The 23,076-nt window shown below is 61.4% G+C and carries 20 protein-coding genes; 5 read left to right on the forward strand and 15 right to left on the reverse strand.

Going from position 1 to position 23,076, the window contains the following annotated elements:
• Window positions 1-39 precede the first annotated feature (39 nt).
• Genes DKY63_RS20740 through DKY63_RS20750 form a run of 3 tightly spaced genes read left to right on the forward strand, consistent with a single transcriptional unit; the run spans window position 40 to window position 5,257 of the window.
• A complete protein-coding gene (locus DKY63_RS20740) occupies window positions 40-1,143 on the forward strand; it encodes an efflux RND transporter periplasmic adaptor subunit (RefSeq protein ID WP_110965790.1) in 1,104 nt (367 codons plus the stop codon).
• Window positions 1,140-2,207: an efflux RND transporter periplasmic adaptor subunit gene (locus tag DKY63_RS20745; RefSeq protein WP_110965791.1), complete on the forward strand. Its 1,068-nt coding sequence runs from the start codon at window positions 1,140-1,142 to the stop codon at window positions 2,205-2,207. The genes DKY63_RS20740 and DKY63_RS20745 overlap by 4 nt, the downstream gene beginning before the upstream one ends.
• Window positions 2,204-5,257: an efflux RND transporter permease subunit gene (locus tag DKY63_RS20750; protein WP_110965792.1), complete on the forward strand. Its 3,054-nt coding sequence runs from the start codon at window positions 2,204-2,206 to the stop codon at window positions 5,255-5,257. The genes DKY63_RS20745 and DKY63_RS20750 overlap by 4 nt, the downstream gene beginning before the upstream one ends.
• Before the next feature lie 105 nt (window positions 5,258-5,362).
• On the opposite strand, the gene DKY63_RS20755 is transcribed toward DKY63_RS20750, so the two are convergent.
• From DKY63_RS20755 to DKY63_RS20820, 13 genes are all read right to left on the reverse strand, one after another.
• Window positions 5,363-5,992 carry a class I SAM-dependent methyltransferase gene (locus tag DKY63_RS20755; RefSeq protein WP_110965793.1) on the reverse strand — a complete coding sequence of 210 codons (630 nt, stop codon included), beginning with the start codon at window positions 5,990-5,992 and terminating at the stop codon, window positions 5,363-5,365.
• A 169-nt stretch (window positions 5,993-6,161) separates the two neighbouring features.
• Window positions 6,162-6,515 carry a DUF6124 family protein gene (locus DKY63_RS20760; RefSeq protein ID WP_110965794.1) on the reverse strand — a complete coding sequence of 118 codons (354 nt, stop codon included), beginning with the start codon at window positions 6,513-6,515 and terminating at the stop codon, window positions 6,162-6,164.
• 466 nt (window positions 6,516-6,981) lie between these two features.
• Entirely contained in the window at window positions 6,982-7,626 is a 645-nt protein-coding gene (locus DKY63_RS20770; protein WP_110965796.1) for a methionine ABC transporter permease, read from the reverse strand.
• Window positions 7,616-8,737, reverse strand: coding sequence for a methionine ABC transporter ATP-binding protein (locus DKY63_RS20775; RefSeq protein ID WP_110965797.1), 1,122 nt, complete (start codon window positions 8,735-8,737; stop codon window positions 7,616-7,618). Before DKY63_RS20775 ends, DKY63_RS20770 begins: the two co-directional genes overlap by 11 nt.
• A gap of 2 nt (window positions 8,738-8,739) precedes the next feature.
• Complete coding sequence (locus tag DKY63_RS20780; protein ID WP_110965798.1) at window positions 8,740-9,549, reverse strand: MetQ/NlpA family ABC transporter substrate-binding protein; 810 nt, start codon at window positions 9,547-9,549, stop codon at window positions 8,740-8,742.
• A gap of 120 nt (window positions 9,550-9,669) precedes the next feature.
• Window positions 9,670-11,028, reverse strand: coding sequence for an LLM class flavin-dependent oxidoreductase (locus DKY63_RS20785; RefSeq protein WP_110965799.1), 1,359 nt, complete (start codon window positions 11,026-11,028; stop codon window positions 9,670-9,672).
• On the reverse strand, window positions 11,028-12,221 hold the full coding sequence (locus DKY63_RS20790) for an SfnB family sulfur acquisition oxidoreductase (protein ID WP_110965800.1): 1,194 nt from the start codon (window positions 12,219-12,221) through the stop codon (window positions 11,028-11,030). The genes DKY63_RS20785 and DKY63_RS20790 overlap by 1 nt, the downstream gene beginning before the upstream one ends.
• A 23-nt stretch (window positions 12,222-12,244) precedes the next feature.
• Window positions 12,245-13,486, reverse strand: coding sequence for an SfnB family sulfur acquisition oxidoreductase (locus DKY63_RS20795; protein ID WP_110965801.1), 1,242 nt, complete (start codon window positions 13,484-13,486; stop codon window positions 12,245-12,247).
• A gap of 314 nt (window positions 13,487-13,800) precedes the next feature.
• The gene (locus DKY63_RS20800; RefSeq protein WP_110965802.1) at window positions 13,801-14,502 is read right to left on the reverse strand and encodes a hypothetical protein; all 702 of its coding nucleotides are present in this window, start codon (window positions 14,500-14,502) and stop codon (window positions 13,801-13,803) included.
• Window positions 14,503-14,905: 403 nt separating this feature from the next.
• A complete protein-coding gene (tcyN, locus tag DKY63_RS20805) occupies window positions 14,906-15,661 on the reverse strand; it encodes an L-cystine ABC transporter ATP-binding protein TcyN (RefSeq protein ID WP_110965803.1) in 756 nt (251 codons plus the stop codon).
• Between the two features lie 4 nt (window positions 15,662-15,665).
• Entirely contained in the window at window positions 15,666-16,331 is a 666-nt protein-coding gene (gene tcyL / locus DKY63_RS20810) for a cystine ABC transporter permease (RefSeq protein WP_110965804.1), read from the reverse strand.
• Window positions 16,331-17,131, reverse strand: a complete 801-nt coding sequence (tcyJ, locus tag DKY63_RS20815; RefSeq protein WP_110965805.1) for a cystine ABC transporter substrate-binding protein — start codon at window positions 17,129-17,131, stop codon at window positions 16,331-16,333. The genes tcyL and tcyJ overlap by 1 nt, the downstream gene beginning before the upstream one ends.
• Window positions 17,132-17,450: 319 nt before the next feature.
• On the reverse strand, window positions 17,451-18,443 hold the full coding sequence (locus tag DKY63_RS20820; RefSeq protein WP_110965806.1) for a D-cysteine desulfhydrase: 993 nt from the start codon (window positions 18,441-18,443) through the stop codon (window positions 17,451-17,453).
• Window positions 18,444-18,633: 190 nt separating this feature from the next.
• Here DKY63_RS20820 and epsC point away from each other — a divergent pair, with 190 nt between their 5' ends.
• A complete protein-coding gene (epsC, locus tag DKY63_RS20825; protein ID WP_110965807.1) occupies window positions 18,634-19,560 on the forward strand; it encodes a serine O-acetyltransferase EpsC in 927 nt (308 codons plus the stop codon).
• A gap of 380 nt (window positions 19,561-19,940) precedes the next feature.
• A complete protein-coding gene (gene betT / locus DKY63_RS20830) occupies window positions 19,941-21,896 on the forward strand; it encodes a choline transporter BetT (RefSeq protein WP_204354364.1) in 1,956 nt (651 codons plus the stop codon).
• A gap of 6 nt (window positions 21,897-21,902) precedes the next feature.
• On the opposite strand, the gene DKY63_RS20835 is transcribed toward betT, so the two are convergent.
• Together DKY63_RS20835 and DKY63_RS20840 are read right to left on the reverse strand one after the other, a co-directional pair.
• Window positions 21,903-22,163 (reverse strand): hypothetical protein, encoded by a 261-nt coding sequence (locus tag DKY63_RS20835; RefSeq protein ID WP_110965809.1) that lies wholly within the window; start codon window positions 22,161-22,163, stop codon window positions 21,903-21,905.
• Between the two features lie 136 nt (window positions 22,164-22,299).
• A complete protein-coding gene (locus DKY63_RS20840) occupies window positions 22,300-23,040 on the reverse strand; it encodes an SDR family oxidoreductase (RefSeq protein WP_110965810.1) in 741 nt (246 codons plus the stop codon).
• Window positions 23,041-23,076 lie beyond the last annotated feature (36 nt).

The following is a 23,076-nucleotide window of genomic DNA, read 5'->3' on the forward strand; positions in this document are numbered from 1 at the left end:
GACAGACGAATTGCGCCCGTTAAACGCAAAGGAGTCTGCATGGCTGGTCCCGGATTGAAAATAGCCCTTGGTTTGTGCCTGTTGGCCATGCTCGGGGCTTGTGGTGAAAAGAAGATGGCCGAGAAGGATCGACCTCGGGTGTTCGTGCAAGTGGTTAAGCCGGGGCAGTACGGTGCCAAAGTCACCTTGACTGGCGATGTGCAGGCCCGGGTGCAGACCGAGCTGTCATTTCGCGTTGGCGGCAAGATCATCGAGCGCAGCGTCGACGTGGGTGATCGAGTGACGGCCAAGCAGGTCCTCGCCCGACTCGATCCGAAAGACCTGCAGACCAATGTCGACTCCGCCCAGGCGCAGGTCGTCGCCGAGCAGGCCAAGCTCAAACAGAACACCGCGTCGTTCGTACGCCAACAAAAACTTTTGCCCAAGGGCTATACCAGCCAGAGCGAATACGATTCGGCACAAGCCGCGTTGCGCAGCAGCCAAAGCTCGTTGGCAGCGGCTCAGGCGCAGCTGGCCAATGCCAAGGAGCAACTGAGCTACACCGCGCTGATTGCGGAGGCACCCGGTGTGATCACCGCGCGCCAGGCGGAAGTCGGCCAGGTGGTGCAGGCCACGGTGCCGATCTACAGCCTGGCCCAGGACGGTGAGCGGGATGCGGTGTTCAACGTCTACGAGTCGCTGCTGGCCGAGCCGCCACCGGACAAGAAAGTCGTGGTCAGCCTGCTCGACAATCCAGAGGTCAAAACCACCGGCACCGTGCGAGAAGTCACCCCGGCGGTCTCCGAGCAGACCGGTACGGTGCAGGTCAAGATCACCCTCGACGCCCTGCCGCCCGGCATGCAGCTGGGGTCGGTGGTGAGTGCCACCGGCACCGCGCAGAACAAAACCGCCGTGCAATTGCCGTGGTCGGCGCTGACCAAGGATGTCAGCCGGCCTGCCGTGTGGCTGGTGGACGGGCAAGGCAAGGCGCAATTGCACCCGGTGACCGTCGGCCGTTATATGACCGGCAAAGTCATCATCAGCGGCGGCCTTCAGGAAGGGCAAAAGGTCGTCATCGCAGGCGGCCAGTTGCTGCACCCCGGCGTCGCCGTGGAGATCGCCGAGAACACCTACAAGGAACTGGCCACGGAGGAGCAGCCATGAGGCGTCTGTCAGTGGTGCTGGCCGGCTTGATGCTGGCGGCCTGTTCCAAGGAAGAACCGGCGCCGGAACCGATTCGCCCCGTACTGTCGATCAAGGTCGAGGCGCTGGGCGAACAGAACCTGGGGCGGTTCGCGGGCAACATCCAGGCCCGATATGAAAGCAATGTCGGCTTTCGCATTCCCGGGCGCATTGCCAGCCGCGCCGTCGACGTCGGCGCCGAGGTCGAGCAGGGCGACTTGCTCGCCTCGCTCGATCCCACGGACCAGCAGAACCAGTTGCGCTCGGCACAGGGCAACCTGTCGAGTATCCAGGCGCAACTGATCAACGCCCAGGCCACCGCGCGGCGCCAGCAAAGCCTGTTCGACCAAGGCGTGGGCTCCCAGGCGCAACTGGACAATGCCCAGACCGACCTGAAAACCACCCAGGCCTCCCTCGATCAGGCTCAGGCCGCGCTCAACCAAGCCAAGGATCAGCTCAACTACGTTGAACTGCGCGCCGACCACAAGTCCGTGGTCACCGCGTGGAATGCCGAGGCTGGGCAAGTGGTCACCGCCGGCCAGCAGGTCGTCACGTTGGCACAACCGGACATCAAGGAAGCGGTCATCGACCTGCCGGACACCCTGGTCGATCAGTTGCCTTCCGATGTGGTGTTCCAGGTCGCCTCGCAGCTCAACCCGCAGATCAGCACCACCGCCACCGTGCGGGAAATCGAACCCCAGGCCGAAAGCACCACCCGCACCCGGCGCGCGCGCCTGACCCTGGCCGAAACCCCGAACGCCTTTCGCCTGGGCACGGCAATCAGCGTGACCTTGAGTTCGGCGATCACCCCGCAGATTGAATTGCCCCTGAGCGCCTTGCAGGAAGTCGATGGCAAGCCGCGCATCTGGGTGGTCGATACGCAGAGCCAAACCGTGTCGCCACGCAACGTCAGCATCATCAGCCGCACCGACAGCAGTGTGCTGGTGGCCAGTGGCGTGAAGGCCGGCGAGCGGATTGTCAGTGCCGGTGTGAACAGCCTCAAGCCGGGGCAAAAAGTGAAAGTCGATGAAGGAAGCGCGCAATGAAAGGGAGTTTCAACTTATCCGAATGGGCGCTCAAACATCAGTCGTTCGTCTGGTACCTGATGTTCGTCGGCTTGCTGATGGGCGTGTTCTCTTACATGAATCTGGGCCGCGAGGAAGACCCTTCGTTCACCATCAAGACCATGGTGATCCAGAGCCGCTGGCCCGGCGCGACCCAGGAAGAAACCCTCAAGCAGGTCACCGACCGCATCGAGAAAAAACTCGAGGAACTCGATTCCCTCGACTACGTGAAAAGCTATACCCGCCCTGGCGAATCCACGGTCTACGTGAACCTGCGCGACACCACCAAGGCCAAGGACATTCCGGAAATCTGGTACCAGGTGCGCAAGAAGATCGGCGACATCAAGGGCCAGTTCCCCCAGGGCCTGCAAGGGCCGTCGTTCAACGATGAGTTCGGTGACGTGTTCGGTTCGGTCTATGCCTTCACCGCCGACGGTTTGTCGTTGCGCCAGTTGCGTGACTATGTCGAACAGGCCCGCGCCGAGATTCATGACGTGCCGGGGCTGGGCAAGATCCAGATGATCGGCCAGCAGGACGAAGTCATTTACCTGAACTTCTCCACGCGCAAACTGGCGGCGCTGGGCATCGATGAAGCCCAGGTCATTCAAAGCCTGCAAAAGGAAAACGCCATCACCCCGGCCGGTGTGATCGAAGCGGGCCCCGAGCGGATTACCGTGCGCACCTCCGGGCAGTTCGCCTCGGAAAAGGACCTGGCCAACGTCAACCTGCGGCTCAATGACCGCTTCTATCGGCTGGCCGACGTCGCCGACATTCGCCGTGGCTACGTCGACCCCATGAGCCCGGAATTTCGCTACAACGGCCAGCAAGCCATCGGCCTGGCCATTGCCATGCAGAAGGGCGGCAACATTCAGGAGTTCGGCAAGGTACTGCACCAGCGGATGATCGATCTGACCGCCGACTTGCCGGTGGGCGTGGGCGTGCACAACGTCTCCGACCAGGCGCAAGTGGTGGAAGAGGCGGTGGGCGGTTTCACCAGCGCGTTGTTCGAAGCGGTGGTGATTGTGCTGGTGGTGAGTTTCATCAGCCTCGGCGTGCGTGCAGGGCTGGTGGTGGCGTGTTCGATTCCGCTGGTGCTGGCCATGGTATTCGTGTTCATGGAATACAGCGGCATCACCATGCAGCGGATTTCCCTCGGCGCGCTGATCATCGCCCTGGGCCTTTTGGTGGACGACGCGATGATCACCGTGGAGATGATGGTCGCGCGCCTGGAGCTGGGCGATACCAAGGAACAGGCGGCGACGTTCGCCTACACCTCGACGGCCTTTCCGATGCTCACCGGCACCCTGGTGACCGTCGCCGGTTTCGTGCCCATCGGCCTCAACGCCAGCTCCGCCGGCGAGTACACCTTCACCCTGTTTGCGGTGATCGCCGTGGCGATGCTCGTATCGTGGATCGTCGCCGTGCTGTTCGCGCCGGTGATCGGTGTGCACATCCTCAGCACCAAGGTGAAGGCGCACTCGACGGAGCCGGGGCGTCTGGGACGGGCGTTCAACAGCGGCCTGCTGTGGGGCATGCGCAATCGCTGGTGGGCCATTGGCATCACGGTGCTGCTGTTTGTGCTTTCGGTGTTCTGCATGCGCTTTGTGCAGAACCAGTTCTTCCCGTCTTCGGACCGCCCGGAAATTCTGGTGGACCTGAACCTGCCGCAAAACGCCTCCATCAACGAAACCCGCAAGGCCGTGGACAAGCTCGAAGCCACGCTCAAGGGCGACCCGGACATCGTGCGCTGGAGCACCTACATCGGCCAGGGGGCGATCCGTTTCTACCTGCCGCTGGACCAGCAATTGCAGAACCCGTACTACGCGCAGCTGGTGATTGTCAGCAAGGACTTCGAGGCCCGCAAAGCGCTCAGTGCGCGCTTGCGCGAGCGCCTGCGCAAGGAGTTCGTCGGCATAGGCAGCTACGTGCAGGCACTGGAAATGGGCCCACCGGTGGGGCGGCCGATCCAGTACCGGGTCAGCGGCAATGACATCGATCAGGTGCGCAAGCACGCCATCGATCTGGCCAGCGAATTGGACAAGAGCCCGTACATCGGCGAGATCATTTTCGACTGGAACGAACCGGGCAAGGTCTTGCGCGTCGACATCGCCCAGGACAAGGCGCGCCAGCTCGGCCTGTCTTCGGAGGACGTGGCCAACCTGATGAACAGCATCGTCAGCGGCTCGACGGTGACTCAGGTCGACGACGACATCTACCTGATCAACGTGGTCGGCCGCGCCGTGGATGCCGAACGCGGCACCCCCGATACCCTGCAAAACCTGCAGATCGTCACGCCCAGCGGCACCTCGATTCCGCTGCTGGCGTTTGCCACCGTGCGTTATGAGCTGGAACAGCCGCTGGTGTGGCGCCGCGACCGCAAACCGACCGTGACCATCAAGGCCGCCACCCTGGGCGAGATCCAGCCCACGGACCTGGTGACCCTGCTCAAGCCGGACATGGACAAGTTCGCGGCCGGGCTGCCGGTGGGCTACAAAATCGCCACCGGCGGTACGGTGGAAGAAAGCGCCAAGGCCCAGGGGCCGATTGCCAAGGTCGTGCCCCTGATGCTGTTTCTGATGGCGACCTTCCTGATGATCCAGCTGCACAGCGTGCAGAAGATGTTCCTGGTGGCCAGCGTCGCGCCGCTGGGCCTGATCGGCGTGGTGATCGCGCTGGTGCCGACCGGCACGCCCATGGGCTTCGTGGCGATCCTCGGGATCCTGGCGCTGATCGGCATCATCATCCGCAACTCGGTGATTCTGGTGACGCAGATCGATGCGTTCGTCAGCGAAGGCTATTCACAGTGGGATGCGGTGGTGCAGGCCACGGACCATCGACGCCGGCCGATCCTGCTGACCGCGGCGGCGGCGAGCATGGGCATGATCCCGATCGCGCGGGAAGTGTTCTGGGGGCCGATGGCTTACGCGATGATTGGCGGGATTATCATTGCGACCTTGCTGACCCTGCTGTTTCTGCCGGCGCTGTATGTGGCCTGGTACAAGATTCGCGAGCCGAAGAAAGAGGTGGCCTGAAGGCGAGCGCTGCGCGCTCATCGCGAGCAGGCTCGCTCCTACAATGGATCGGTGTACACCGGACCCTTGTAGGAGCGAGCCTGCTCGCGATGGCGTCCTGACTGACTACACCGGCTTACGCCAGACACTCGCCAACCAAGGCTGCTGCTCGCGCGGCAACCCCGCCGGCCGGTAGTAATGCTCCAACTCCACAAACCCCGCCTCGGTCAGCAACTGCTGCCACGCCGCCAGATCGTGATACGCCCCATAACGCGGCCCGTTCCAGCCTTCCTGATTCTCGCCACGAGGGTTGGAACTGAACAACACGCCACCGGGTTTCAAGGTTGCGCGCAGTTCCTTCAACACCCGAGGCAGTTCCTGGCGAGGGATGTGAAACAGTACGGCATTGGCGAAGATCCCGTCGAAACGTTCGGCCGGCAGATCGAGTTTCAGAAAGTCCTGATGCCACACCTCGCAACCGCTGTCCTCACGGGCCATCTGCGCAAATTTTTCCGCGCCGTCGAGGCCGACGGCGATGTGGCCCAGGCGGGTGAAGGTTTGCAAGTCGCGGCCCGGGCCGCAGCCAAAATCGAGGATCTGCAACGGTGCCTCGCCCTGGATGTGTCGCAGCAGCGCGTCGATGTTCTGGCTGACGTCGTGATCACGGGTGCCTTCGCGAAAACTGATCGCCACCGAGTTGTAATGGGCCAAGGTGGTGGACGTGATCTGGTCGAGGTCGGTGGGGGTCTGTTTCATGGTGGGCTGTGTGGGCAATGGGGATTTGTCGAATATACGCCATTGGATTTGGGGCTGCTGCGCAGCCCATCGCGAGCAAGCTTTGCTCCTACAGTTGATCGCGTACCCCTGTGGGAGCAAAGCTTGCTCGCGATGGCGGTGGTACTGACAACATTGGCTCAAGCCAGACTCAGCCCTTCTTCATCCCCAAACACTCAATGGAGTGATCCACCATCGCCTTGGCGATCTCCAGCAAATGCCACACCGAAAACACCATGGCCCGGTCGGCGCCCTTGAGGTGGTCGCCACACTGATAGGCCGTGACCGATGCACAACGCAGCAGGTCGGCGATGTAGAGCTGGGTGTCTTCGAAGCTCACGTCCTTGCTGACGTTGTAGAACCGCAGTTCATCCGGTGGTGAGGGCTGATCGCCGGTGAGGTAGAAATCGATGGCGCGGTAGAGGGCGGAACGGTCTCTGAGCAGGTCTTCAGTGACGGTTTCGTTGGAGGGGTTTTCGGGTGGATCGGGAACGGATTTTTCCATTGGTAAAACTCCCAGAGCATTAGTAGGAGCCAACCGATATCGCGACTAAACGAGAAGGGGTGGCGGCTGCACGCAGGTTAGTCGACCGGCCTCTAGGAATACCGGCGCACCCGAAGGTGCCCTGTGCACAGCCACCATAACGATCAGGCAAAAAACACCTGAAAAGAGGTGGCGCTATGCACCTAGAGAGAAGCCGGGCGACTAAACCCGATCACTGATGAGCAGTGACGGGCGGAGACTAGCCACCGGTTTTATCAGGCGCAAGCGGGCGAAATGATCTCGGAAATGTCCTGCAAAGGAAAGGGATTCAGCCTTCGGAAAGACTGAATTTCTTGTACGAAATATCGCCGGGATCGCCTCTCCTGTAGGAGCGAGCCTGCTCGCGATGGAATCACAAACACCGCAGGGCATCAGGTGCCCAGTGTTATCGTTGGCCTCCATCGCGAGCAGGCTCGCTCCTACAGGGTTAGCGTTTGTTGAGGCCCCGCGCCAATCGATCCCCGCCGAGTTGGATCACCGCGACTAACGCCACCAGCAGCACAATCACCGTCAGCATGATCTGGCTGTCAAACCGCTGATACCCATACCGATAGGCAATGTCCCCCAACCCACCGGCACCAATCGCCCCGGCCATGGCCGATGAGTTGATCATCGTCACCAACGTGATGGTGAACCCGCCAACAATCCCCGGCAGCGCCTCGGGCAATAACACATGCCAAACGATGTGCTGACGCCGGCAACCCATGGCCTGTGCCGCTTCGATCAGGCCGTGATCCACTTCGCGCAAACTCACTTCAGCAATGCGCGCAAAGAACGGCGTGGCGGCGATGGTCAGCGGCACCACCGCCGCCCACACGCCGTAGGTTGTACCGACGATCAACCGGGTAAACGGAATCAGCGCCACCATCAGGATCAAAAACGGAATAGAACGAAACAGGTTCACGAACGCACCCAATGCACGGTTCACCGTGGGCGCTTCGTAGATGCCGCCCTTGGAGCTGGTGACCAGGATCACCGCCAGCGGAATGCCCGCCAGCAACGCAATCAGTGACGACACGCCGACCATCAAAAACGTATCGACGAAACCTTGCAGCAAGCGATCAAACCACATAGCCCAACACCTCCACCTGCTGCGCCCATTGCCCGGCACGCTGACGCAATTCTTCTGCGTCAAACGAAGAACCCGTCACCGCCAGCAGCAATTGCCCCAGGGCATGCCCCTGAATCCGTTCCACGCCACCTTGCAGCAGGCGCACACGACCGCCGAGGGCAGCGAACAGGGCGGCGATGTCCGGTTCGTCCTGCGCCGTGCCGGTGAATTGCAGACGCAGCACCACAGCGTCCTCCGAGGACTGCGGTTGCGCCTGCAAGCGGCTTTGCAACTCCGATGGAAGGGCATGCTGCAACGGCGCAAGCAACGTCTTGCTGACCTCATGCTGCGGATTGCCGAACACTTCCCACACTGGCCCTTGCTCAACCACACGCCCACGTTCGAGGACCACCACGCGATCGCAGATCTCGCGGATCACCGCCATTTCATGGGTGATCAAAATGATGGTCAGGCCCAGGCGCCGGTTGATCTCGCGCAGCAGGCCGAGGATCGATTGCGTGGTCTCCGGGTCCAGCGCCGAGGTGGCTTCGTCGCATAGCAGGATCGCCGGGTCGTGCACCAGCGCGCGGGCGATGCCGACACGCTGTTTCTGCCCGCCGGACAGCTGCGAGGGATAGGCCTTGTGCTTGGCTTCCAGGCCCACCAGCTCCAGCAGTTCACGAACCTTTTGATCGCGTTTTTCTTTCGGCACACCGGCCACTTTCAGCGGCAATTCGACGTTCTGCCAGACGGTCTTGGCCGACATCAGATTGAAGTGCTGGAAGATCATGCCGATGCGCCGACGCAGCGCCACCAGGCGGTCTTCATCGAACTCGCCGATGTCCACCTGATCGATCAACACCCGGCCACTGCTCGGCTGTTCGAGGCGGTTGATGGTGCGGATCAGCGACGACTTGCCGGCGCCGCTGCGGCCGATGATGCCGAACACTTCACCGCGCTGGATCGCCAGGTCGATGCCGTGCAGGGCGGCCACCGGGCCTTGCTGGCCGTCGTAGGTTTTGCCCAGGTTGATGAAGCGCACGTGGGCGTGGTTCAGCTCCGGATGTAGTTCAGCTTGTATCGCTTGCTTAGGCTCTGGGATTTCCAGTCGTAGTTGGGTGGCTGCAGTCATTTTCAGCTTTCCCAACCGGCTTGATAGAGCTTGCCGTGGGCTTTATCCAGGGCGGCGCGGACAGCAGGCGAATGCTGGTAGATGTCGACGAACTTGATCAGGCGCGGGTCGGTTTTGCTCTTGGGCTGGATCACGAACTGGATCACGTATTCCTTGTGATCGAGGCCGTCGAACAGCAGCGCGGAACCGGCATCGAAGGTCTTCGCCAAACGGATGTAGGCCGGGTAACCCTGAACCAGATCGGCATCGTCATAGGCACGTACCAACTGCACCGCTTCGACCTGAAGGATTTTGATTTTCTTCGGGTTGGCGACGATGTCGTCTTCGGTGGCCTTGTAGCCGACGCCCGGCTTGAGGGTGATCAAACCGGCCTTGGCCAGCAGCTGCAAGCCACGGCCGCTGTTGATAGGGTCGTTGGCGATGGCCACGCTGGCGCCTTCGGGCAGCTCGTCGAAGCTTTTGTATTTCTTCGAGTAGAGGCCGACGTTGTTGATGATCCCCGGGGCGAACGGCACCAGGTCAAAACCGGAAGCGGCCTTGGCATTTTCCAGGAACGGGTTGTGCTGGAAGTAGTTCACGTCGATGTCGCCAGCGGCGAGGCTGACGTTGGGGGCGATCCAGTCGGTGAACTCCACCAGCTCGACTTTCAGGCCTTGTTTGCCGGCTTCTTCGACCGCTGCTTCCAGCGGGATGGCGAAGGCGGCGGTGGTGCCGATTTTCAGCGCCGGGTCGGCGGCGAAGGTGACGGAGCTGAAGAGGCCGAGGGCCAGGGCCAGTGCTTTGACTGGGTGGGAGAAGTAAGTCTTAGTCATGATCAGGTTTCCAGTCAGTGCATAAAATTGGGTTGTTTGTGCGGGCCTCATCGCGGGCAAGCCTTGCTCCCACAAGAGCGCCGCAGTTCCCTGTGGGAGCAAGGCTTGCCCGCGATGCTTTTAGCGCCTGTAAGCGGACCCGGTATGTTGCTCAGGCAAATACGCCCCTTCGCGAAACAGCTTTTGCCGCAAGCTGCCATCGTCATAAGCGGTCTTGTACGACCCACGCCGCTGCAACTCCGGAATCACCAGTTCAATGAAATCCACATAGCTTTCCGGCGTGACCACGCGCGTCAGGTTGAAGCCGTCCAGGCCCGTCTCGGCGACCCACGATTCCAGTTCATCCGCCACTTGCTCAGGCGAGCCGACCACGGTGATGTAGCGTCCGCCGAGGGCGTGCTGGTCGAGCAATTTGCGACGGGTCCAGTCGTTGTTTTGCAGGTGTTTGGTGGCCGACTGGATGGCGTTGCTCTTCACGTACTGGATCGGTTCGTCGATCTCGTACTGGGAAAAATCGATGCCGGTGGACGCCGAGAAATGCGCCACGCCGGCTTCGGCACTGGCGTAGCGGCGGTACTCGGCGTGCTTGGCCCAGGCCAGTTCTTCGGTGGCGCCGACAATCACGTTGAGGCCCATGAACACCTTGATGTCCTCGGGATTGCGCCCGGCTTCGACGGCGCTGGCGCGGACCTTGTCCACCTGAGCCTTGGTCGACGGCTTGTTCTGGCCGCTGATGAACACGCACTCGGCGTGGCGCCCGGCGAACAGCAAGCCGCGATCGGAAGCGCCCGCCTGGAACAGCACTGGCGTGCGTTGTGGCGAGGGCTCGCACAGGTGAAAACCCTCGACCTGATAGAACTCGCCCTTGTGCTCGACCTTGTGCACTTTGTCCGGCTGCGCGTAGATGCGTTGCTGTGGATCGTTGAGCACCGCGCCGTTTTCCCAGCTGCCTTCCCAGAGTTTGTAGAGCACCTCCAGGTACTCGTCGGCCTGGTCGTAACGACGGTCGTGCTCGGCCTGTTCGCTCAGGCCCATGGCCTTGGCGGCGCTGTCGAGGTAGCCGGTGACGATGTTCCAGCCCACGCGCCCGCGACTCAGGTGATCCAGCGTCGACATGCGTCGGGCGAACAGGTACGGCGGCTCGTAGGTGAGGTTGGCGGTCAGGCCGAAGCCGAGGTTTTTGGTGACGGCGGCCATGGCCGAGACCAGCAGCAGCGGGTCGTTGACCGGCAGCTGGATCGACTCTTTCAGTGGCACGTCCACCGAGTTCTGGTAGACGTCGTAGACACCGACGATGTCGGCGATGAACAGACCATCGAACAGCCCGCGTTCCAGCAACTGAGCCAGTTCGGTCCAGTATTCGATCGTCTTGTATTGAGTCGAGTTGTCTCGTGGGTGTGTCCACAGGCCGTGGTTGATGTGCCCGATGCAATTCATGTTGAACGCGTTGAGCAGGATTTTCTTTTTCGCGGTGCTCATCAGATGGTCCCCCGCAGTGGCGGGTTTTCATCGTTGAGGTAGTAGTTGCCGACAGCGTGATACTTCCAGCGCACCGGGTCGTGCAGGGTGTGCACCCGGGCGTTGCGCCAGTGGCGGTCGAGGCCGTGCTCGCGCAGGGTCGCCTGGCTGCCGGCCAGTTCGAACAGCGTGGTGCCGGCGGCGAGGGAAATTTCGGTGCTGATGGCCCGGGCTTCGGCGACGGCAATCGAGGCGGCGGCGACGGTTTCGGCGGTGGTGTCGGCCTGGGCCTGGTCGAGGAATTCACCGGCGCGTTCCAGCAGCGCTTCGGTGGCGTGCAGGCGAATGCTCAAGTGGCCGAAGCTCTTGAGGGTCAGCGGATCTTCAGTGGCGGTGTCGTGGGTGGCGTCGATCCATGGCCGGGTCTTGGTGCGCACGAAGTGCAGCGCATCTTCATAGGCGGCGCGGGCGATGCCGGTGTCGATGGCGGCGTGGAGAATCTGTGCCAGCGGGCCGACCGGGGTCGGGCGCTCGAAGGCGGTCTGGAACGGGATCACGTCTGCGGTGGCCACGAACACATCTTCGAACACCACCGAACCGCTGCCGGTGGTGCGCTGGCCGAAGCCGCTCCAGTCGTCAATTACTGTCAGGCCCTTGCTGTCGCGGGGGACGAAGGCCAGTTGCTGTACGCCGTTTTCATCGATCACCGAGGTCGGAATGCGCTGGGCGTAGATCGCGCCAGTGGCGTAGAACTTGCGGCCGTTGATGCGAAAGCCATCACCGTCGCGAGTCAGGCGGGTAACGCGGTCGTGGGCGGTTTTGGTGCCCAGTTCAGCCAACGCGTTACCGAAGCGCTGGCCGGCCAATACTTCGGCGTACAGGCGTTTTTTCTGTTCTTCACTGCCGTTCACCCGCAGCACTTCCAGGGCATAAAAATGGTTTTGCGGGATCTGGCCGAGGGAGCCGTCCGCCTGGGCTATCAGCGCGATGACTTTGGCCAGGGTGACGTTGGAAACACCGGCGCCGCCGTATGCCTTGGGCACGCTGATGCCCCACAGGCCCGAGCGGGAAAACACTTCCAGCTCCGGGTGCGGCAAGCGGCGTTCGCGGTCGCGCAGGGCGCTGTCGCGCTTGAAGTCTTCGGCCAGGTCGCTGGCGACGATCAGGGCTTGCTCATCGCTGGTGATGACCGCGACGTGTTGGGAAAGAGTCATTAGCTTCTCCAGATGTCTGGTCGTCAGATCCAGGAATGGCGAGCCGGCAAAGTGCCGTTCAGGTGATAGGCGCCAACCGCGTGATATTTCCAGCGCACCGGGTCGTGCAGCGTGTGCACCCGGGCGTTGCGCCAGTGACGGTCGAGGTTGAATTCGGCGAGGGTGGCGCGGCTGCCGGCCAGCTCGAAGAGCTTTTCGCTGGCCAGCAGCGAGATCTCGGTGGTCAGCACTTTCGCTTCGGCGACAGCAATCGAGGCGCGGGCGGCGGACTCGGCGGTAAGTGGCGCGGCGTGTACTTCATCGAGCACTTGCCCGGCCTTGCGCAGCAGGGCTTCGGCGGCGTGCAGTTCGATTTTCAGTTTGCCGATATCAGCGATCACATACAGGTCATCGCTGGCCCGTTCGACGTTGGCGTCGATCCACGGCCGCGCGCGGTTTTTCACGAACTCGATGGCGTCGTCGATGGCGCCGCGGGCGATGCCGGCGTCGATGGCCGCCTGGATCAGCTGCGAGATGGCGCCCTGGGTGTTGGGTTTGTCGTTGATCTTCCAGTTATCGACCACCAGTTCGGCGTCGACCCGCGCATTGTTGAGCAGGATCGTGCCGCTGGCGGTGGTGCGCTGGCCGAATCCGGACCAGTCATCGACGATCCGCAGCCCCGGTGTGCCGCGACGCACGAAGGCCAGCACTTGCTTGCCGTCGTCGTTGAGCGCCTTGACGGCCACCCAGTGGGCGAACAGCGCGCCGGTGGAGTAAAACTTCTGCCCGTTGAGTACAACGCCGTCGCCGTCGGCGGTGATGCGCGCCTTGAGTTCCAAAGTGTTTTTGGTGCCGCGTTCCGGCCCGGCATTGCCGATGCGCCAGCCTTCGAGCACGCTTTTGAACAGTTGTTTTTTCTGCGCTTCGGTGGCGCTGCCGAGAACCAGGTTCAAAATGCCGAACTGGTTCTGCGGGATCTGTCCCAGCGCCGGATCGGCGGCGGAAATGATCGCGAACACCTCGGCGAGGGTGACGAATGAAACCTGTGGGCCACCGTACTCGCGGGGGATGCCAATGCTGCCCAGGCCGCTGCGGGTGAACTGTTCGATTTCCGACCACGGCAGCTTGCGCTGCTGGTCACGCTTGGCCGCCTGTACGCGGGCGGCTTGCGCCAGCTCCTGGGCGGCCTTGATGGCTTGTGCGTCGTTGCGCAGCACTTGCGCGGGCAACAACAGCGGGGCGACATCCAGATCACTCTGGACGATTGCATCTGCCAGACTGGACATCACTGCCACTCCTTGGCGACACGCAATGCCCTGGCGATCTGCACTGGGGTGATTGTGCTGCGGACCATACCTACCTCACATCTCATGGAAACGCCGTTGTGCGGCGAACGAAAACAAGAATGTCCGGTGGTCCGGTGCATATACCCTAAGCGTTTATAAATAAGTTATGAACTAACTTTTAGGAATATGTATAGAAAGGATCGAGGTCGCGTCCACTCCTGTAGGAGCGAGCCTGCTCGCGATGGTCGTTAACGGTGACGCGGGCTGTCTGGATGCCCGCGTTGTCTGGGTGTTCTTCGCGAGCAGGCTCGCTCCTACAGGGAATGCGGGGCGGTTCTCAGCGTTCGAACCGGCGCCCAGTGCGAACTGTTGCCGACCCGGTCGATAACGCAGTAAGTCACCTCCAGCCTGAGATCTTCGCCGGCCTCGACAATGATGGCCGACGGCACCCAGACCTGAATCGGCAGGCCCACATCACATGGCCTGAGCCTGGGCAGATCCATCCGCACATCACCCCAGCGCAGGGTGATTTCGTCGTCCTCGGCCATGTTGATATAGGGCTCGATCGTCAGCGGCACGCCACGTCGGATCTGCCTCGCGTTGAGCCCCTGGCGGCGGAGGGTGGCAGGAAGGTTCACCGGCGCCAGGAACTGATTTTCGTCATCACCGAGCGGGCCGCCCGGGCACTCGAGTTTGACCGTTAACCGCGTCGCCAGTGACAGCATCGGGTTTCTGCCGACCTGCATCACGCGGTAATGCACCCAGGTGGCGCCGCTGACGATGAAGCTTTCCGGTACCCGCAGGCTGACGGTGTGGCCAACGTCCTGCGCCGCCAGTACGCGGGAGGCGACGAATTGGCTGTTCCAGAACAGTTCGATGAGGTCACCGGTGTCCATGTCGGTGTAGGGGGCTATGTCGACCCGAAGGTGGGTCGCCGCGAGGCTATTGATACCGGCCTTGTTTACCTGGGGCAGGGTGGGTGAGGCCAAAGACGGGATGCGCGGGAGGTAGTACATGGGGATCTCTCCTTGATGTATTTCAGCGAAGTCCATTTCGAGAGCAAGCGGAAAGTTTGCTGGCCAAGGCAGATAAGAGCGCGGTTTAAGTTGAGTCAATGGCGTGGGTTAGTTAAAGGCGAGTTCAACTGTTATTCAGAAGCTTCCTACGTGGACTAGTTAATTAGCGCCAAGGAAATGCCGCAAATAAACAAGGCCCATGTAGGAGCGAGCCTGCTCGCGATGGAGTTGAAGGCGCCGCGGGGCGCCAGTAAGCCAGCGTTATCGTTGACCACCATCGCGAGCAGGCTCGCTCCTACAGGTGGGGACGCACATAAATAAGTAGTGCACGTGTTGGCGGAAGTTAGTTCTTGGGGGAGAGGTAACTTCCATCCATGGAAGTTGGGGTTCTACGAGGGATGTTTCAAAGGTGCGAGTTGTTCAGGAACTTGCTGAGGAACTGCTTCGTACGTTCTTCTTTCGGATTGGCAAACAAAGCCTTGGCTTCGCCTTGCTCGACGATCACACCCTTATCGAAAAACACCACACGGTTGGCCACATCGCGAGCGAAGGCCATTTCGTGGGTCACGATGACCATGGTGCGATTTTCCTGGGCCAGGCCGCGGATGGTCGCCAGCACTTCGCCCACCAGTTCAGGGTCCAGTGCCGAGGTCGGTTCGTCGAACAGGATCACTTCCGGTTCCATCGCCAGCGCGCGGGCAATCGCCACGCGTTGTTGCTGACCGCCCGAGAGACGGCGCGGGTAAGCGTCTTCCTTGCCCGCCAGGCCGACCTTGGCCAACAGCTTTTTCGCCAGGGCAATGGCATCGTTGCGCGGGATCTTCTTGACGATGATCGGGCCTTCGATGACGTTTTCCAAAGCGGTGCGATGGGGGAACAGGTTGAAGTTCTGGAACACGAAGCCCACGTGCTGGCGCAAGGTGCGCACCAGGCTTTGCTGCTGGTTCAGCGGGCGACTGGTATCGACCTCAATGTCGCCGACCTTGATCCGGCCACTAGAAGGAACTTCGAGGAAATTCAGGCAACGCAGGAACGTGGTCTTGCCCGAGCCGCTAGGCCCGATGATCGCCACGACCTCACCTTCCTTCACTTCAAGATCGATGCCATTGAGCACGACTTGACCCTTGAACTGCTTTGTCAGTTTTTCCACGACAATCATGGGGTCAGGACTCCTGATCGTGCCGATTGACCCGCTCTTCCAACCGGTTCTGCAGGTGCGAAAGCACCGTGGCCAGGACCCAGTAGATCAGCGCGGCGGCAAGGTACATGGTGAAGACTTCGAAAGTCCGTGCGGTAATCAGCTGCGCTTGGCGAAACAGCTCCGGCACCTGGATGGTGGCGGCCAGTGCGGTGTCCTTGACCAGCGAAATGAAGCTGTTGCCCAGCGGTGGCAATGCGGTGCGCATCGCCTGCGGCAGGATGGCCCGGCGCAGGGTCTGCGCGCGGGTCATGCCGATACTGGCAGCGGCTTCCCACTGACCGCGCTCGATGGAGCCGATCGCGGCACGCAGGATTTCACAGGCATAGGCAGCCATGTTCAGCGAAAAGCCGATCAGGGCCGCCGGCAGCGGATCGAGTTCCAGACCCAGTTGCGGCAAGCCGTAATAGATCACGAACAGTTGCACCAGCAACGGCGTGCCGCGAAAGAACGACACGTAGATGCGGGCCAGCCAGCTTGCCGATTTGAAGCGCGACAGGCGCATCAGTGCCAGGCCGAAGCCCAGCACCAGGCCGAAGAACATCCCGCCGAGGCTGAGAATTACCGTGAAGTACGCGCCCTTGAGCAGAAAGGGCGCGGAGTCCAGTGCGAGTTGGAAAGCTGCTTCCATTATTTGGTGACGTCAGCTTGGAAGTACTTTTCCGAGATCTTGGCCAGGGTCCCGTCGGCACGCAGCTCGTCGAGGGCCTTGTTCACGGCTGCCAGCAGCTCTGGCTCGCCTTTACGCAGGGCAATACCGGATTCCTGGCGGGAGAACGCCTGGCCGGCGGCCACGGTTTTCGGTGCTTTCTTGGCATATTCAAGCGCGGCCAGACGGTCGATCAGGATGGCGTCGGTACGGCCGTTGTTCAGGTCGGCGAACTTGGTCGGATCATCGTCGTAGGTGCGCACGTCGGCACCCGGCACGTTGGCCCGTACCCATTGCTCGTAGTTGGTGCCCAGGCCTACGCCGACTTTCTTGCCGGTCAGGTCAGCGGCGGTCTTGATGTTCAGCGCGGCTTCCTTGTCTTTCAGCACCAGCGCCTGGATCCCGGAGATGGTGTAGGGCTCGGAGAAGTCATACTTCTTCTTGCGCTCTTCGGAGATGGTCACCTGGTTGACGACGACGTCCAGGCGCTTGGATTCCAGCGCGGCGAGGATACCGTCCCACTTGGTTGGCTGAATCTTGGCCTTGACGCCCAGTTTCTGCGCCAGAGCCTCGGAGAGTTCGACTTCGAAACCTGCCAGCTTGCCGTTTTCATCAACGAAGCTGAACGGTGGATACGTGCCTTCCAGGCCGACGTTGATCACGCCTTTGTCCTTGATTTGTTGCAGCTGCTCACCGGCAACCGCCTGGCTGATGAGGCCGGCGCTCAGTGCCAGGCCCAGCGAACCCACCAGCAGATTGCGACGTAGTGCGGAAAAATTCATGACTAGCCCCTGTGTTTTCTTATGGAAGACGCGTTTGGAAAAGTTGGCAAAATAGGGAATTGCACGACAGCGCTATCCTGCCTTAAAGCAGCTTATGCGTCTCTCGGGAAATTCGCCTGTAGCATGACTATATGATGGCGTTTTTAGATTAGAAAATAATAATTTCTGTTTTTGTTATTCGCTTATCGAATAACAAATATTTACCTGTAGGAGCGAGCCTGCTCGCGATGGTCGTCAACGATAACGTTGGTTACCTGACACCCAGCGGTGTCCTGTCGTCCATCGCGAGCATGCTCGCTCCTACACAGGGTTACGCCGATTACAGGAAATCCTTGTAGGCAAACAACGCCGGTGCCCCGCCGGTGTGCAGGAAAATGATCGGGCCATCGTCGAAACGCTGGCGACCGATGCCGTCCAGCAGTCCTGCCATGGCCTTGCCGGTGTACACCGGGTCGAGCAGCAGGCCTTCCTGACTCGCCACCAGCTTCACCGCCGCCAGCGTCCCGGCGTTCGGCTCGCCGTAGCGCGGCGCGAAGTACTCGTCCCACAGTTCGACCTTGAAGCTTTCCGGCAGGCTCACGCCCAGCAGTTCGGCGGTACGCTCGGCCAGGCCCTGAACCTTGGGCAGTTGATCTTCTTCGCTACGCGACACTGTGACGCCGATTACCGGCAGTTCTGGTAAGGCTTCGTTCAATGCCAGCGCCAGGCCGCTGTGGGTGCCGGCGCTACCAGACGCCAGGACCACGGCGGCGAAGTCCAGGCCGGTGTCCTTGATCTGCTCGGCCAGTTCCAGGCCGGCGCGCACGTAACCCAGGGCGCCCAGGGCATTGGAGCCGCCGATGGGCACCAGATAGGGCTTCTTGCCGTTGCTGCGCAGGCGTGCCGCTAGGGCATGCAGTTGTTCGTCGGCGTTATCGAGGTTTTCCACCAGTTCGACCTTGGCATCGAACAGGTCCAGCAGCAGGCGGTTGCCGTTGCCGACGTAGTTGGGGTCTTCGGTATTGAGGGGGTTTTCCAGCAGGGCGACACAGCCCAGGCCCAGCTTGGCGGCGATGGCGGCGGTCTGGCGCACATGGTTGGACTGCAACGCACCGGCGGTGATCAGGGTGTCGGCGCCCTGGGCGAGGGCATCGGCGCACAGGTATTCGAGTTTGCGCAGCTTGTTGCCGCCCATCGCCAGTGGTGTCAGGTCATCGCGTTTGACGTACACATCGCGGCCCAGCCAGGTCGACAGGCGTTCGAGTTTTTCCAGGGCGGTAGGCTGACCGAGCAGGTCAAGGCGGTTAAAGCGGGCAAGCTGTTGTTTGATCATGAGTCCGTACTGGCGGTGAATGATCAAAGGACTATAGGCACGGGTAAAAGCCGGGGCAACCGCCAATCGCTTATAGCCAATAGTGCTTAGGCCAGCACAATTGGTTCTTAATTTGGCCTGTGGAGCTTGCCGTAAAGTAATCGCCGTCAGCGCGGCCAGACAGTCCGGTCGCCCGTGAGGAGTTTTTACCGTGAGTGAGCGTTCCAGCCATTGGCAATTGCAGACCATCGTTGGCCAGTTGCGCACCGCCCGTGAACAGTGGCGTGCGCAAAACGGCCGCGCCAGCACCGAGCAAGGAGGGCGCGAACTGCCGTCCCGCGCGGCCATGGCGGAGATTCTCGAAGCCCTGTGTGGCGCGTTGTTTCCGATGCGCCTGGGCCCGGTGGACCTGCGCGAGGAGAGTGAAGACTTCTATGTCGGACACACCCTCGATGTGGCGCTGAATGCCTTGCTGGCCCAGGCCCGTCTCGAACTGCGTTACGCCGCGCGTCACAGCGCGCAGGCCGATACTGAAGTCGAAGCCAGGACCATCCAGATCATTCAGGATTTCGCTCTTGCCCTGCCAGGCTTGCGCAGCCTGCTGGACACCGACGTGCTGGCGGCCTACCACGGTGACCCGGCGGCGCGCAGTGTCGATGAAGTGCTGCTGTGCTATCCGGGCATTCTGGCGGTGATTCACCATCGCCTGGCTCACCATCTATATCGCGCAGGCTTGCCGTTGCTGGCGCGGATCAGCGCGGAAATCGCCCACTCGGCGACTGGCATCGACATCCACCCGGGTGCGCAGATCGGCCGCAGTTTCTTCATCGATCACGGCACCGGTGTGGTGATCGGTGAGACCGCGATCATTGGCGAGCGGGTGCGGATTTATCAGGCGGTCACCCTGGGCGCCAAGCGCTTCCCGGCGGACGAGGATGGTCAGTTGCAGAAGGGCCAGCCGCGCCACCCGATTGTCGAGGACGACGTGGTGATCTATGCCGGCGCGACCATTCTGGGGCGCATCACCATCGGCAAGGGCACGACCATTGGCGGCAACGTCTGGTTGACCCGCAGTGTGCCGCCGGGCAGTAACCTGACTCAGGCGAATTTGCAGCTTGATGATGGGACGCAGAAGTAAGCTCCAGGATCTTTGCTGATCTTTCGGGCCTCATCGCGAGCAAGCTTTGCTCCTACAGGTTTGTGTCGGGTAATCATTCTGTGAATGACACAACACCTGTAGGAGCAAAGCTTGCTCGCGATTGATTTCAGGCCCCGCGAATTCTGCCTTCTACCCTGCTAAATCTGGTATTCGCACCCGACCGCCCAGCCCTGCGATTAGTCCTTAGCCCCCTATCCATGTTTAACTTGAACGTTCATTCAAGTTAAACCGGTGGTTCGCCGCCCGCTCACAACAGGAGGCTTGCCTTTGCTGAGTCCGATTTCTACAGCCGCGTTTTACCGCTTCGAGGTGCACCCTGCATGAGTGCATCATCCCTTCCTTCCAGCGGCCTGGTCCGCATGAATCCCCCGGTGTTCTGGTTCGCCGCCAGCTTCATCCTGTTGTTCGGCGTGGTGGTCATGGCTATGCCCGAACAGGCCGGTGCCTGGCTTCTGGCGGCACAAAACTGGGCGGCCAACACGGTTGGCTGGTATTACCTGCTGGCGATGACCCTGTATCTGGTCTTCGTGGTGGTCACCGCGTTATCGGGCTACGGCAAGATCAAACTCGGTGCCGACCACGACGAGCCCGAATTCAGTTACCTGTCCTGGGCCGGCATGCTGTTCGCCGCCGGGATCAGCATCACCCTGTTTTTCTTCTGCGTGTCGGAACCGCTGACCCACATGATCCAGCCGCCCCAGGGCGAAGCGGGTACGGCGGACGCGGCGCGTCAGGCGATGCAGATTCTGTTTCTGCACTGGGGCCTGCATGGCTGGGGCGTGTTCGCCTTCGTCGGCATGGCACTCGCGTATTTCGCCTACCGGCACAACCTGCCGCTGGCCCTGCGTTCGGCGCTGTATCCGCTGATTGGCAAGCGCATCAATGGCCCCATCGGTTACGCGGTGGACGGCTTCGGCATCATCGCCACGGTGTTCGGCCTGGGCGCCGACATGGGCTTTGGCGTGTTGCACCTCAACTCGGGCCTGGACTACCTGTTCGGCATCGCCCACACGCAGTGGGTTCAGGTCGGCCTGATCACGCTGATGATGGGCGCGGCGATCATCGTGGCGGTCTCCGGCGTCGATAAGGGCGTGCGGGTGATGTCCGATATCAACATGCTGCTGGCCTGTGCGTTGCTGCTGTTCGTGTTGTTCGCCGGGCCCACGCAGCACTTGCTCAACACCTTGATCCAGAACCTCGGCGACTACCTCGGCGCCTTGCCGATGAAGAGTTTTGACCTGTACGCCTACGACAAACCCAGCGACTGGCTGGGCGGCTGGACGGTGTTCTATTGGGCCTGGTGGATTGCCTGGTCGCCGTTCGTGGGCCTGTTCATCGCGCGGATTTCCCGGGGCCGGACCATCCGCGAATTCGTCTTCGGCGTGCTGCTGATTCCCCTCGGATTCACCCTGGCGTGGATGTCGATCTTCGGCAACAGCGCCATCGATCAGGTGCTCAATCACGGCATGTCGGCGCTGGGCATGTCGGCCATCGATAACCCTTCGATGACCCTCTATCTGTTGCTGGAAACCTACCCGTGGAGCAAAACCGTCATCGCGGTCACGGTGTTCATCAGTTTTGTGTTCTTCGTCACCTCCGCCGACTCCGGCACCGTGGTGTTGTCGACGCTGTCGGCCAAGGGTGGCAACCCCGATGAAGACGGGCCGAAATGGCTGCGGGTGTTCTGGGGGGCGATGACGGCGCTGGTGACCAGCGCGCTGTTGTTCTCCGGCAGCATCGATGCGCTGAAGTCGGCGGTGGTGCTGACGTCGCTACCGTTCTCTCTGATTTTGCTGACGATGATGTGGGGCCTGCACAAGGCGTTTTATCTGGAGTCGCAGAAGCAGATTGCGCAGATGCATTCGCTGGCGCCCGTGTCTGGCGCGCGGCGCGGCGGCTGGCGTCAGCGCTTGAGCCAGGCGGTGCATTTCCCGTCGCGGGACGAGGTGTATCGGTTCATGGAAACCACGGTGCGCCCGGCGATCGAAGAAGTCACTGCGGTGTTTGCCGAGAAGGGCTTGAGCGTGCTCACGGTGCCGGATCCGGCCCATGACAGCGTCAGCCTGGAGATCGGTCACGGCGATCAGCATCCGTTCGTTTATCAGGTGCGGATGCGCGGCTATTTCACCCCGTCGTTCGCCCGTGGCGGCATGGGCTCCAAGCAGCTCAACAACCGTCGTTACTACCGGGCGGAGGTGCATTTGAGCGAAGGCAGCCAGGATTACGATCTGGTGGGTTACAGCAAGGAGCAGGTGATCAACGACATCCTCGATCAATACGAGCGGCACATGCAGTTTCTGCATCTGGTGCGTTGACCGGCTTCAGGCCTCGCTGGTCAGCACCATGAACAACACCAGCGCGGCCACCGGAACACCGAACACGGCGCTGCCGACGGCCAGTTCGGTGCTCAGGGGCTGGCCGGCATGCACCATGCCCACCGCGCCATTGATCAGGGTCAGCGCCAGCCACAGCACGATGAAGCAGTAGGCCAGGGTCTGGCGGGTGAAGCCGATCTTCTCGCCGATGTAGAGCATCAGCGCCAAGAGGATCAGGCCGAAGGTGATGATGATGGTGGTGTGCATCGTTGTCTGCCTGTCAGATATGCGTTGCCGCTGAGATCGCTATCGCGAGCAGGCTCGCTCCTACAGTGATCGCGGTGATCCCTGTAGGAGCGAGCCTGCTCGCGATGGGGTCAGCTCGGTATCAGCTTGAGCATAGTCAGACCAACCCACCATTGACCCGCAAAATCTGCCCATTGACCCACGCCGATTCCGGCCCCACCAAAAACGACACCACCCGGGCGATATCTCCCGGCTGGCCCAGCCGTTCCAGCGGCGCCATTTTGGCGAAGGTCTGGATCTGCTCTTCACTCTTGCCATGCAAAAACAGCTCGGTCGCCACCGGCCCCGGTGCCACCGCATTGACCGTGATCTGGCGCCCGCGCATTTCCTTGGCGAACACCTGGGTCAGGGATTCCACCGCCGCCTTGCTGGCGATGTACACCGCATAACCCGGCAGGTTCAGGCCGACCGTGCTGCTGGAAAAATTGATGATGCGTCCACCGTCATTCAGGCGCGTAGCCGCCTCGCGCAGGGTGTTGAAGGTGCCGCGCGCGTGGATATTGAAAGTCTGATCGAACAGTTCGTCGCAGTGTTGCGCCAGCGGCATGACCTTGAGAATGCCGGCGTTGTTCACCAGCACGTCGATTTTGCCCAGCTGCGTTTCGGTTTCATCAAACATCCGCCGCACGTCATCGGCATTGGCCACGTCCGCCTTGATCGCTATGGCCCGACGGCCGGCCTGGCGCAATTCCACCACCAGCTTCGAGGCTTCGCTGGCGCTGTTGGCGTAGTTGATGGCGACTGCGAAACCCTCGCTGGCCAGTTGTTTGGCGATGATCGCGCCGATGCCCCGGGAGGCGCCGGTTACGAGGGCTACTTTTGAGTCTTGAGTCGTCATGGAGGACGTTCCTGTTGGTTGGGAGTGGAGCCAATC

Source organism: Pseudomonas putida (genome assembly GCF_003228315.1).
GTDB classification, from domain to species: Bacteria; Pseudomonadota; Gammaproteobacteria; order Pseudomonadales; family Pseudomonadaceae; genus Aquipseudomonas; species Aquipseudomonas putida_S.